The organism is Mycoplasma sp. SG1, assembly GCF_023612375.1.
GTDB lineage: Bacteria > Bacillota_I > Bacilli_A > Mycoplasmatales > SG1 > SG1.
Genome location: NZ_CP076852.1, coordinates 434,504 through 447,614, shown reverse-complemented (window position 1 = coordinate 447,614; position 13,111 = coordinate 434,504). Strand labels below are relative to the sequence as shown.

Annotated in this window: 15 protein-coding genes and 1 other RNA gene; all 16 read right to left on the bottom strand. The window is 24.8% G+C overall.

Features of this window, described 5'->3' with window-relative positions; translation table 4 throughout:
- Window positions 1–10 precede the first annotated feature (10 nt).
- Window positions 11–357: RNase P RNA component class B (gene rnpB, locus JRW51_RS02105), an RNA gene on the bottom strand.
- A 4-nt stretch (window positions 358–361) separates the two neighbouring features.
- Window positions 362–742 (bottom strand): DivIVA domain-containing protein, encoded by a 381-nt coding sequence (locus tag JRW51_RS02100; RefSeq protein WP_250328530.1) that lies wholly within the window; start codon window positions 740–742, stop codon window positions 362–364.
- Window positions 743–910: 168 nt separating this feature from the next.
- Window positions 911–1,621, bottom strand: a complete 711-nt coding sequence (locus JRW51_RS02095; RefSeq protein ID WP_250328529.1) for a zinc metallopeptidase — start codon at window positions 1,619–1,621, stop codon at window positions 911–913.
- A gap of 43 nt (window positions 1,622–1,664) precedes the next feature.
- Window positions 1,665–2,069 (bottom strand): transcription antitermination protein NusB, encoded by a 405-nt coding sequence (locus JRW51_RS02090; protein WP_250328528.1) that lies wholly within the window; start codon window positions 2,067–2,069, stop codon window positions 1,665–1,667.
- Between the two features lie 48 nt (window positions 2,070–2,117).
- The gene (locus JRW51_RS02085) at window positions 2,118–2,459 is read right to left on the bottom strand and encodes a hypothetical protein (protein WP_250328527.1); all 342 of its coding nucleotides are present in this window, start codon (window positions 2,457–2,459) and stop codon (window positions 2,118–2,120) included.
- A 3-nt stretch (window positions 2,460–2,462) separates the two neighbouring features.
- The gene (locus JRW51_RS02080; protein ID WP_250328526.1) at window positions 2,463–3,026 is read right to left on the bottom strand and encodes a hypothetical protein; all 564 of its coding nucleotides are present in this window, start codon (window positions 3,024–3,026) and stop codon (window positions 2,463–2,465) included.
- Window positions 3,026–4,117 (bottom strand): M24 family metallopeptidase, encoded by a 1,092-nt coding sequence (locus tag JRW51_RS02075; protein WP_250328525.1) that lies wholly within the window; start codon window positions 4,115–4,117, stop codon window positions 3,026–3,028. Before JRW51_RS02075 ends, JRW51_RS02080 begins: the two co-directional genes overlap by 1 nt.
- Before the next feature lie 32 nt (window positions 4,118–4,149).
- Complete coding sequence (gene rpmG / locus JRW51_RS02070) at window positions 4,150–4,299, bottom strand: 50S ribosomal protein L33 (protein ID WP_250328524.1); 150 nt, start codon at window positions 4,297–4,299, stop codon at window positions 4,150–4,152.
- An 89-nt stretch (window positions 4,300–4,388) separates the two neighbouring features.
- Window positions 4,389–4,940: an adenine phosphoribosyltransferase gene (locus JRW51_RS02065; RefSeq protein WP_250328523.1), complete on the bottom strand. Its 552-nt coding sequence runs from the start codon at window positions 4,938–4,940 to the stop codon at window positions 4,389–4,391.
- Window positions 4,941–4,959: 19 nt separating this feature from the next.
- Window positions 4,960–6,222, bottom strand: a complete 1,263-nt coding sequence (locus JRW51_RS02060) for a hypothetical protein (protein WP_250328522.1) — start codon at window positions 6,220–6,222, stop codon at window positions 4,960–4,962.
- 9 nt (window positions 6,223–6,231) lie between these two features.
- The gene (locus JRW51_RS02055; RefSeq protein WP_250328521.1) at window positions 6,232–8,826 is read right to left on the bottom strand and encodes a hypothetical protein; all 2,595 of its coding nucleotides are present in this window, start codon (window positions 8,824–8,826) and stop codon (window positions 6,232–6,234) included.
- 19 nt (window positions 8,827–8,845) lie between these two features.
- The gene (locus tag JRW51_RS02050) at window positions 8,846–9,127 is read right to left on the bottom strand and encodes a hypothetical protein (RefSeq protein ID WP_250328520.1); all 282 of its coding nucleotides are present in this window, start codon (window positions 9,125–9,127) and stop codon (window positions 8,846–8,848) included.
- A 90-nt stretch (window positions 9,128–9,217) separates the two neighbouring features.
- On the bottom strand, window positions 9,218–9,997 hold the full coding sequence (locus JRW51_RS02045) for a YebC/PmpR family DNA-binding transcriptional regulator (protein ID WP_250328519.1): 780 nt from the start codon (window positions 9,995–9,997) through the stop codon (window positions 9,218–9,220).
- Window positions 9,998–10,023: 26 nt separating this feature from the next.
- Complete coding sequence (gene nadE / locus JRW51_RS02040; protein ID WP_250328518.1) at window positions 10,024–10,821, bottom strand: NAD(+) synthase; 798 nt, start codon at window positions 10,819–10,821, stop codon at window positions 10,024–10,026.
- On the bottom strand, window positions 10,802–12,100 hold the full coding sequence (gene cgtA / locus JRW51_RS02035) for an Obg family GTPase CgtA (protein ID WP_250328517.1): 1,299 nt from the start codon (window positions 12,098–12,100) through the stop codon (window positions 10,802–10,804). The genes nadE and cgtA overlap by 20 nt, the downstream gene beginning before the upstream one ends.
- A gap of 6 nt (window positions 12,101–12,106) precedes the next feature.
- On the bottom strand, window positions 12,107–13,111 hold the full coding sequence (locus JRW51_RS02030) for a hypothetical protein (protein ID WP_250328516.1): 1,005 nt from the start codon (window positions 13,109–13,111) through the stop codon (window positions 12,107–12,109).

The following is a 13,111-nucleotide window of genomic DNA, read 5'->3' as shown; positions in this document are numbered from 1 at the left end:
TAATTCATTTTTTGATAAGCCACATTCTGTTTAGTCATCATTTATCTCAATTCTAAATGAATTGCAATGTTAAAATTCATTTCTTTTAACATCGTGCCTTTACCAAATTTTAAGTTGCTTGTTTGCGGGGTTTACATCGTTCCACCCTTTAGTTTCCTAAAGGCTCGTCTCTGTTGCACTTTAATTTACCATAAACCATATTTTTTTTAAAACTTAGGTCTAAGGTATTGCCGTAAAAAGAATTTAACTTCTCATTCCGAAGGTTATTTTTTCCCTTCGCACAATTCTTATATTCATCGCAGAATATACAAGTGTGGACTTTCCTCAAGTTGTTAAACCTGTTGATGACTCAAAAAATGAATTATAAATTAGTTTTTTTTAGATGTTTAAATAACTTATCTACTTCAACTTCTAGGCGATTGATTCGATTTATTAAATCAAGATTATTATAAACTTTTTTGCTTGATTCCTGAATATTCATTTTCATACCTAGATTATCATCTTCAATTTTTTTTAACTTTAGGGTTAAAAATTGATTTTCTTTTTTATAAAATTCTATTAATTCGTTTAATTCTTCTAGTTGATTATTGTAATAACTATAATCAGAGATAACTTGATCTAAAAGGCTATCTACTTCCTTAATATCGTATCCTTTAAATGCTATATTAAATTCTTTGTTATAGATATACTCTGCTGATAAATAAGGTTTTGTTTGAGAATTTTCAAGGTCTTTTTTGTCCATGTTGTTTTTGATTGAATATTAGAAAAATAAAATTATATATTTCATCCGATACACTTGAGAATGAATGATATTAATAAGTTGATTATATTAATTTAAAATAAAAATAAAAACCACTTTAAGAAAATTAGAAAGTGGTTTTATATGGAAATAATTAAATTATTTAGTTGATTAACGTGATTGTGAAAAGAAATATAAAATTCACATTAACGCAACAGCAAGAGTTGAAATTAAGTTAGCAAGATATGTATATGAAGCAGCTTTTAATAGTTGTTCAGCAATATGATAATCTTCATTTTGAACAATTTTATTTTCTGCTAAATATTTTAAACCTCTTCTGCTTGCATCAACTTCAATTGGATATGTAACTAAAGCGAATAAGGCAAGAATTGAAAAAACAGCAGCACCTAAACCAACAAAAATATAACCGATCGTAAATTGATGAAATAACAAAATACTTAAAAATGCGATTATAAGAATTGGTCAAACCAAGTGGTTTGCGAAGGATGTAATTGGAACCAATGATGTTCTAAATTTCATTAATTTCATCTTTTTAGCGTATTGAATAACATGCCCTACTTCATGAGCAGCGATTGCTAATGCTCCAACAGATGATGAATTATAAACATCTTTTGATAATGTAACAGTTTTTGAAATAGGATTAAAATTATCGATTAATCTACCATTAGCTTGTGTTATTCCAACATCATATATACCATTATCTTTCAACATTCTTAAAGCTAATTGTGATGCTGTTATGTTCGAAGACTTGTTAACAGTTTTTAGAGCGATTGTAAATCGCTTCATAACTGCAAATTGCGCCCATATACCAAACAGCATAGCAAGGACCAGAACAACGATGATAATAAATGATCAATTCATAAATTTATTAAGTACCTTTTATTAAATAACCTTTAAAAAAATATTAGTTTATTATAACAGAATTTAGGACTTTATCAAGGATCGAATTAATTAGTCCGTATGATTTACTTTCACAATATTTTTTAGCTAATTTAACTGCTTCATTAATCGAAATTAAAAAATCGGTCTTTAAATAGATTGTTTCATAACATGCAAAAAGAAGGATTGATTGTTCAACTTTTCCTAACCGAACAAAAACTCAATTTTGCATATTGTTATTAATCATCTCAATAATTTTGTCTTTTTTAGTTAATAAACTTTTTAAAATTGGAAGGTAAAATTTTATTTCTTCATTATTAAGGGTTACATAGACCCAATCAAGAAATAGTTTATCATCATTGAAATTTATTAAAAGATAACGGTAAATTAAAAAAACTGTTCTTTTTCTTTGTAATCTCGAGATAACCAATTTATTCTGTTTTGACTCCTTATGTCTTTATTTTACTTTTAAATTACTTTAATAAAAGCCACAAAAAACAATATTTAAAACATATTCTTCAATTTGAAACTGATGAAGTAAAAAATTTCCAAGTTTTTTGTTAATTTCAATCTTCTTTTCGGTTAAATTTTCATTTTTTAAAATACAAATATTTAAAAAAATTAAAAGTTTATTTTCAAACACATCAAAAAAAAGTTTTTTATTTTTGATTTTAACCAATTTGATACCGTTAATGTTCACCGATAAAAAATCTTGGATTTTAGTCTTTAAATCAGAAACTTTTAATTCATATTTTTTTTGACTTGAAACAAAAAATAAAATATTTGGACTTGATAATCTTGTTATTTGTTTAAATTTCATTGTTTATTTTTTTGAAAAATACTTTCCTGTCGTCGTATTAACTAAAATAATATCATCAATTTTTATAAAATTAGGGACAGTAATTGCTAAATTAGTTTCAAGAACAGCTTGTTTAAAATTATTAACTATTGATGCGTTTTTAATTTCACTTGATGTTTCAATTACTTTTAATTCAACATGCTGCGGAAGAAGAATCGAAATAAAAACGCCATTACAAAAAACAACTTTGAACGTATCACCGTTTTTTAAATATTTTAAAATTTTTTCATTTTTATCGGGACCGATTTCAATTTCTTCAAAAGTTTTAGTATTTTGAGAAACACAATTTTGATTATTATCTAAATAAAGATATTGAAAATTTTCATGTTTTATTTCACCATATTCCAATTTAATGGTTGAAAAATAGGTCAAATTTATTACCGTTTCAGTGATAATATTTTTTACTTTAAAATGAACAATTGCCTGTGCTCTTGCTGTTTTTGATAAATAACTTGATAAAACTTGATAAAAATTACCTTTTTCGATCATAATATCGCCAATTTTAAATTCTTTTACTGGTTTTTTCATTAATTCTTGATAAAATTAATTTCTTTTGTTGCATTTTTAGTTAAAACAATTGGGCCATTTGGACCAACTAAAACATCATCTTCAATTCTTATTCCGCCAACCTCAGGAAGATAAATCCCAGGTTCAATCGTAACAACCATCCCTGGTTTTAAAATTGTGTTATCATAATCAGCGACGTTAGGCAGTTCATGAACTTCAATCCCAAGACCATGCCCTGTTCTGTGGATAAAATATTTGCCATAGCCTTTGCTTTCGATATGATTAAAAACTTGTTTATGAATTTCTGAAGTTCTAACACCAGGTTTGACTAAATCAACTCCGATTTGTTGGGCTTCTTTAACAATTTGATATATTTCAAAAATCTTTTGATCTATTTTTGTTTTATCGCCAACAAAAAATACCCTTGTCATATCAGAAGCAAATCCTTGGTAATAAACACCCATATCAACTAAAACGATTCCGTTTTCTTTAATTTTCTGATTTGATGATGGATGATAATGAGGATTAGCTGCATTTTTAGTTCATGCAACAATCGATGGAAAACTTAATCCATCGGCATTATATTTTTGACTTAAAAAAACGATATGATTAGCAACATCTGTTTCTGTTAATCCAGGTTTAATAAAAGCCTCTAATTCTTGATGGATGTTTGTGATAATATTGGCAGCCTTTTTTAGTTTTTCAATTTCGTGTTCAGACTTTATCATTCGCAACTGAATCGTTTTAAAAGGAACTAAATTTAGGTTTTTTATTTCAATCTTAGATTTTAAATTAATATAACTTTGATAGGTTAAATATTCACTTTCAAAACCTAAGTTTTTGATCTGTTCTTTGTTTAATAAATCTTTAAGTTCAGTGTAATAGTCAGTTGCTAATACGATTTTGGTTATATTCTTAGGAAAATTAGCTTTTAAACCGAAATAATAACGACCATCAATAATTAAAATTCTTTCACCACAGTTGGTACATAAAATTCATCCAGCAGTTGAATTTAATTCGCTTAGTCAATATCTTGAATATTCTGATGATATCAATAAAGCATCTAAATTAGCTTCTTTAATAGATTTTATTAAGTTGTTTAGTTTTTCCATTAGCGACAAAAGTTTTAAAATTTATCTTAATCCTATTTTTTTTCTTTATGTAATGTTCTCTTATTGCATTTTTTACAAAATTTTAAAATCTGAATTTTATCAGGCGTTGTTATTTTGTTTTTTGAAGAAATATACCCTTCAAAACCGCAAACAGTACATTTTAATGTAAATTCTTTTCTCATAGTTTTTTTTACAAATTTTATTTAATCTTATATTATAAGAATTATTCTTAAATTTTTAAATTTATATTTTAATTATAAAATAATAAAAATTATAGATCTATTAAATAAAAACAATCAAAATTATTTATTATTTTTTTCTTAGGGATATTTTTTAAAACAGCAACATAAACCTGATTAATAATTTTAGAATTAGCCATATTAACAAGATTATTAACCGCTTTAAAAGTAGCTCCAGTTGCACAAACATCATCTATAAAAATATATCTAGCATGTGCTTTAATCGTATCTTTTTTAACTGTTAACTTTGCTGATCCGTACTCATAGTCATATTCTGTTGAAAATAAATCACCGGGTAATTTATTTTCTTTACGTGCTAAAACAAGCGGTTTATTTAATTTGTATGCTAAAACCGATCCAATAATAAAACCCCTTGCTTCAGGAGCTATTAATCCATCAAAATCAAGATTTTTTAAGTAATCAAAAAAATAACTAATAATCGTACCAAATTTTTCTGGAGTATTTCAAAGTCTTGAAAAATCTTTAAATTGAATTCCTTTAATTGGAAAATCTGGATAATTTTGATAACAACTTCTAACGTATTGTGTAGTTTCGTTAATATTTTGATTTAAGTTTTTTTTCATATTTTTTTAGTAGAAATATTTATTCTACAGATTCATTAATTGATTTAAATTCTTGTTCGCTATCTTCTTGGAACGTTCTTGAATTTTTCTTATAAGTAATAAATCTGTTATGGAAGTATTTAAATGATGGAATTCATATCAATTGATATAAATAGTAGTGAAAAATAAACAAGACAATAAAGAATAAAATACTAATTGAAAATATTGAAGTAACAGAAAGAATTAAAGTAGAAAAACTAAAGTTAGTTGCAATAAAGAAAGCAATGATCATAAAAATTAAGAATGACAAAACAAAGAAACCTTCAAATCAATATAATCTTTTTAAAGTTAATTTTTTGTGTTTATTTCAGTGGTCTGTCAACATCTCAGTTGATAAATAAGTATTTTTAAACTTATAAATATTATCGAACATTCTCCGCATTGATATATTTGAATAAATTAAATTAATCAATAGGATAATTCCTCACCCAAAAATTAAAAATAATGAAACGATTGTAATTTGAAAGTGGAAAACAATATTTATCATCAAACAAGTCGATAAAAATCCAACAAAAATAAAAAGAATCGAAGGAATTGTTTTTAAGCCAAGAATTAAAGAAATAATAATAACACTAAAAACGATTAAAACTATAAAAGCAAATAGTAATTTTATAAAGATATCTTTTAATTGACCGAACGATGCAGGGGCATACAATATATATTTACTTGAATCAAAATCAATTTGAGAATTATATTCACTTGTATAAATGATTTTTGAAATCATTCTTGTAATATCTTGAACTATAGGATTTTTTAACAAAGTTTTAATATCTGAGCTTGCGTTATAACCGCTGTTAAAAACAACCATATAAGCATAATGAAGTTTTCCATCATCATAAAAAACGGTATTTTGAATGTTATTTTTGGCTGGATTTGAATTTAAAAAATTTAAATTATCATAATATTCAAGACCATAATTTGAAAGATATTTTTTAACTTTTCAAGATATATTGTCATTGATGTAACTAATAAATTTATATAACGAAGAAGTGTTACAAACTCCTTGTTTTGAATCTTCTTCAGTACATGGAGCAAACGGATTATTTTTTCCAGCATTAAATGATGTGTAATCTTCCCTATCAACAACATAAACCGTAGTTCTACCAGTAATATCTTCACTAAAATTAATTAATTTAGGATTTGAAGAATATAGCGAAAATAAAGTTATTGTTACAGAAAGGAGCCCTATTCAAATAAACAAGCAAAAAGCGATTAAAATTTTTCGAATACTACGTTTAGTCATTGTACAATTTTATTTTAAGTTTTTTGATTTTTTTGATTTTTTTTGAAAAAAACGACTTTTTGCTTTTTTCTTATTTTTTGAAAGAATCAGTTTTAATCTTTTATCTTCATCTTCTATTTTTAGTTTTAGATTAATTTTTGCTACATTTTTATCAAGTTTTAATTTTAAATGATGGAATTTTTCAGGATTTTTATGAACAGTTAAGATAATTGTAGAAAAGATAAATTTACAGAAAAAGAATAATAAAATAGTAGATATAAATCATCCAAACAATCAAACAATAATAACCCCTTGGAAAAAGTTATAAAAGAAATTATATCCTAGATAAACAACAATAAATGACATTAATAATGAAAGTGAATCGATGTAATATGATTTATGATATTTATTTCATGCCATTTTATCTAATTTATTGTGAGGTAATTGTAAAATACCTTTAATCATTCCGTATACTTTTTCAAGGTTTTTTAAACCAAAAATTAAAAAGATTACCAATGAAACCAAATAAATAATTAAAATAAATGGTTGTAAATTCGGTGATAAAAGAATTAAAAAGACTAAAAATAAAGTGTTATAAAAAATAAATGATAAAATTAACGGAATCGCCATCAAACCAAAACGAACAAAGAAATATGCGATGATAATTAATAAAAAGATCAGAAGCGCTACACCAATAATTCATAAGTTATTCATATTCATTATTGTTGGATCTTGGTCATATAATGCATAGATATTATTAACATATCCTTGTTGTGCATCTTCAAGCAATTGGTTATACATATTTTTAAATGTATCAGTTGTTGCGTTGATTGTTGAATCATCAATAAAATTAGCAAAATTATTTATGTTATTCGGGTACTGAGTCAACTTGTCAATATCATTTGTAAAAGAAACGTTTTTAATATCAAAATTATCAGTTGTGTATGGATTTTTAAATTTATCTAAATACGTATCACTTTTTGAATCTTTCCCAGGTCATTTATGTCATGCATAATAAGAAGGGTTCGTATAATGGTTAAATTTTCCTTTATCATTTAAAGATGAATATAGCTCAGATATATCTTGTTTTATTTCTGGTAAAGAAGATGAAATGTCATAAGCTCCCAGGAAGCAAAAAGCTAATTCAGAACCAGAAGGATTATTTTGAGATGAGATCCAATCGCTTTGGGTAATGCTTTTATCAGCAGATCCATTTAAACTTATATTAGCAGAAGGATTCATATAACTATTATCATAATACGGGGATGAATAATAGTATTTTGCAGAATTACTTTGACCATTACCAAAAATTAATGGTGAATATAAATAATTAATCTCTTTCCAGTCATTATTATTTTTTAAAAAATCATTCTTTGTATTATCTCCAGTTGTTTCTATTAATGGCGAATCAGAAGATGGAAATAACTGTCTTACTAAATCGTATGATAAAAATTCTGAAGGATTATTCTTAGGATCTCTCTTATGTCATGCCTTATAAGGACCAGTATAAGGATTGCTAGTATCTGATTTTCAATACATATTGTTCCAAGGATCACCTAATCAAAACATCAAAAAATTATGGTGTCCGTCCATATTAGGATCAAAAGGTTTAGAATGTGAAGGAGGGTTTCCTCAATCCGTAATTCAATTATTATTTTTATCCTTATAAAAATATCCTCAAGGATTTGTTGAACTGATTGGTTTTTGTGATAGCTTATAAATATCTGAAATTATCGTTTTAAAAATATCATTATCTGATGCTGCAAATGAAGTTTGTAGATGATTACCTAAATTTTCATCACCAGTTGCTGTAATCCCGCTTCCACTTGCTCGTGAAAAACTCATCTGTCCTAAAGATGGTCAACCTAAATGGTGGTTTAAGGCTTTATCATCTTTAATATAAAGATTAGCGAATGGAGTTGGATCTGTTGGAGAAATAGTTTTTGTAACCGGATTGTAACCTATTCCATTTCCTCATTGATCAGTTATTGTAATTGTTTGCGTTCCTGATAGAAAATTATGATATCTTTCAAGAAGATGAATTAAATCTAGGGGGCCAGAAATTGACACTAAATATTGCGTAACATATTTACCAGCCATAAATTCATTGTATGAACCCCCAACATTAATCGTTAAGTCATTTTGTGAATAACTACTAAAGGTATGAGCATAAATTGAAAATAGGGTTGAAATAGATTTAGAAATAGCATTTTTTACATCTTCTTGTTTAATCGGATTGGAAATATCTTTGTTAATGTATTTGATATACATTTTTCCAGAAGAATTAAAATAGGCATTAAAATGTGACTTTAATGGGTCAAGAAAAAATTTATTAGAAACTGGTGAAAAAAGAACTCCAATCCCTGCCAATGATCCTGAAACAACAAGTCCTAAAAGTGATCAACGAAACTTAATATTATGAATTAAATAAAAGCGGTGAATTTTTTTACACTGTTTTAAGAATGCTTTTGAAAAAGTTACAACTCAAAGAAAAAGAACTTTTAAAAAAGGATGCTCTTTTTTTTCTTTTTCAATTTTATCTTTTCGCAACGAAAAGATAGCTTTACTGCTTTTACTTTTTTTGATTAGATTAGATTTATTTTTTGATTTTTTTGTTCAAAACATAATAAAAGTTATGTAATTTTTACTTACCTAAAATTTTTGCTAAAGTCTCCAAATCAAATTTTGGACAAGCAATAGATTTAATAAGCACATAATTAAAAAGTTTTTGATTATCAATTGATTTTAATTCTAATATTAGATTTTTTAAAGAAATTATTTTTTTATGTTTAAATTTAAGACCTAAAATATATTCTTGAAAAAGATCAAAATCAACTCCTAAATTTGAGTACTTATAAAAATAATAATGATACTTAATAATTCTTTTAATTAATTGAGTTTGTTTTGAATCATTAATAGTCCCCATTTAAAGTAAAAAATATAATATAAAAGATATTCAATTTATAAATTATAAAATAATAATTAAAATTTTTTGATATATTAAAAAATCTATCGGTTAATTTGATGCGAAAATAAGCAAATCGCTGATATTTTTATATTTAAAATTTGGGTGAATTAATTTCACTTCTTTGTTTTTAGCCAAGATTTTGAAAATTTGTTCTATGCCATCATAACTTTTTTGATCAATTTGTTGATAAATGTTATGAATAAAAATATCTAATAGATAAATTACTTTAATATTTTTAAATTCATTTAATAAAATATTTAACTCATCCTGCTTAGAAAAGTTAAAAAAAATTTCTAGATAATTATCCTCTATCCCATAAAAATAATATTCTGTTATCCCAAAATCAATTAATTTTAACAAAAGATTATCTCTATCATCCCTTAAAACTTCATTTAAATCAAATAATCCATATCCCGAAGGTCTTATTAAACCATGAATAGAGTCAGTTCCTACTCATCTAATTTTAAAGCTTTTTAAAAGTTTTTTTAAGGATTGTAAAACTTCGGCTTTTTGTGAACTAAAATTAGAAATTACTAAAAATAAGAAATCATTAAAATAAAAAGCGTTATAAATATTTTCTGTTTTACTTGTTAATGATTCAGAATCAAAAGTTTTTAAAAGATTTTCAATTTTTTCTTTTTTCATTCCAGCTTTTTGAGCTGATTTAATAAGATTTTTAAGTAATGGATTAAATTGTAAATTACTTGAATTATACTTTTTACAAGCATTTCTTATTTGTTGTGCAAAATTGACAAAAAGTTCACTTTTTTTCTTATCTTGGATTGCTTTTTTATGTTTTATATTTGAAAATTTTGAATGACCAGACATATTTTTAATTTTGATTTAACATTATTTTAATTATTTGTAAATTCATTTAAATCTTGTGGAAAATTTAAATTCTTTTTGTGCTTATTTAGTTTGATTAAAGCTTTTATTTTGTTATAGCTTTCTATTTTAATCTCTTTTTGATTAAAATAATTTTCCAATTCTAAATAACTAAAACCTAAATCCTTTTCATCAGTTTGCCCACTGAAAAGTTCAGCTGTTGGTTCTCTTTCTAAGATGATTTTGGGAACATTATACTTTTTCGCTAGATATAATACTTGAACTTTACTTAAATGAATGATTGGAAACAAATCTGCAGCTCCATCTCCGTGTTTTGTAAAATATCCTAATTCTCATTCAGAACGATTTGAAGTTCCAACAACTAATAAATTTAATTCATTAGCAAGTGTATAAATATTTGTCATTCTGATTCTTGGAAAAATATTTAAAATAGTTTTTGTTTTGAAGTTAAAACCAGACTTTTTAAATTGATTAATAATAGTTTTTGAAATATTTTCAATCTCAATCGTGAATATTTTTTGCTTATTGTCGATTTTATCTTGTAACGCTTTAATTGACTCAGTTGTTAAATTGCTTATATTTTTTGATGGTTGATAAATAAAATAAGTTTGGTCTTTAAAATATTTGTTTAAAAATAAAGCAATAAAAGCTGAATCTACTCCTCCTGAAATTGATACGATAAACCCATTCATTTTCGATTGAATAAGATTTTTAGCTAAATAATCCTTTAGGTATAGCGAATATTTATCCAATTTGTTAATTTCTAAAGTAGATAAAGTTGTTAATTTATTTAATAGATTCTTCATAATAATTAAAAGAAAAATTATCAACTATGATCAAATCATTATTTTTAAATTTATAATTTTTGACTAAATTAGCACGATTAATAATATTGATTATTTTTTTTTCAAGCCTTAATCTATTTTCAGTACTTAAATTGTATGGTATTCGATCAACTCAATAATTTAATTTTTTTGAAGATAAGGATCATGTTGTATGATTAATTTTTTGAACGTTAATTCTATCAAAATAGGTATTAACATCTATAACTAGTTTTTGTTCTGGATCTCAGTGAAAAAATTTTAAATCTTTGATATTTATAAAAATATTTTGATATAAATCTTCAAGGTTAATGTTTTTAAGTCCTGAAATGAAGATTAACTCATTCTCTTTTTTGTTAATTAACTTTTGAAAAGTTTCTCTGATTTTAGCTTTTTTTTGATCACTTATAATGTCTATTTTTGAAATAGTAATCATTTTTTTTATAGATCTTAAACGGTTTGAGAATAAATTTAATTCTCTTTCTATTGTTTGGTATTGATGAATAATTTCATCAACTTCTAACTGACCATCTAATAACAAAATTAAATAATTTACCCTTTCAGCGTGTCTTAAAAAGGTGAAACCTAATCCTTTCCCAAGGTGGGCATCTTCAATGATTCCAGGAATATCAACAAAGAAAATTTTACGGTTATTTATAATTTTATAACTAATATTTGGCAAAAGAGTTGTGAATTTATAATCTCCAATCTTAACATTTGTATTTGTTATCGACTTAAATAAGGTACTTTTACCAGAATTAGGAAAACCAATTAATGCAACATCAGCTAATGATTTTAATTCAATTCTTAATTCTTTCGCTTCACCCTTTTCTCCGTTTTCGCATAAATAAGGAGCGTTATGTTTTTCTGTTTTAAAAAAAGCGTTACCGTGGCCACCAACACCGCCTGAAACAATTAAAAATTTTTCTTGATCATTAATAATATCACAAATAACTTCATTTGTTGTTTTATCAACTATTAAAGAACCGATTGGTAAATCTAAAATTAAATCTTTCCCGAATCTACCTTGACGATTGTTTGACGCACCATCGCGTCCATCTTCTGCTTTATATATTTTTTTTAAATTAATATCTAAAAGACTGTTAGTATTTATATTCCCTTTAACATAAATATTACCACCTTTACCGCCATTACCACCACATGGACCGCCATAGTAATTATTCGGGAAATGACTAAAAGCAATAACTCCATTTCCGCCTTTCCCTGATATGCAGGTTATTTCTACCAAATCTACATACTTCATAAAGAATTAAAAAAAGCGCTTTAAATTAACCTTTCCAGATGTTAAAATAAATATTTTAATTGTTAAGGATTTATAAAATTTTTTATATACAATTTTATCCAATAATTTAATTTGTTTTATTAAGTATTTATTGTAATTTATAAGTTCTTTTTTTGATTTAAAAGATTTTTTTAAACTTTGAAGATTTTTTAAAAAAATTAAAAAGAATTCTTTTAAATAATTAGCAAAAACTATTTTTTGTTCAATATTAAAAGAGATAAAATTAGTTTTTAGTAAAAAATAAATAAAAATTGAAAAAAAATTAATCATTTTTGAATTGGGCTTAATTAGTCGTTTTTGAGGTATATGATAAACAAAAACCTTATCAATAAAGAAAAATTTTTTTGATAATAAAAAGACAAATAAGGAAAGCTGATAATTCAAAAAATTATTATCTAATCACAATAATTCTCTTCATTTATCCTTAAATATTGAAAATTTAAATATCATGGTTTCTCAACAAATGAGATTAGCTGGTACTTTAGGAAATGTATCAAAAACCTGAACAGTTGATGAAAAACAATCATTTAATGTTATTTTTTTATAACTTAAATCATTTACTCTAACATAGTTATGAAAAAAAACATCTGAATCTACAGCACTTAAAGTAGATATGTATTGTGTTATTCCGTTTATTTGCAATCAATCTAATGGATCAATTATTTTTAAATAAACAGGGTTGTGAATTGAAATTTTTTTAACAATTAACTCTAAAATTTTATTTTTTTGAACGGTATTTTGATCAATTGCTCAACAACAGATTTTTTTTCGTTGTTTAGCAACAAACTCTTGAATTAAGAAATTTTGTAGTTTTTTAGGATCTTGAAGAAATGAAAAAACTACAATATTAATTTTATGTTTTAAAAAACAAGCAGATAATAAAGATTTAAAACAAACTTTTAATGTTTTAAAATCAGAAAATTCTTCCCCTAAAAAAACAATAAATGATAAAAATGTTCCTTGGCGCTCCAT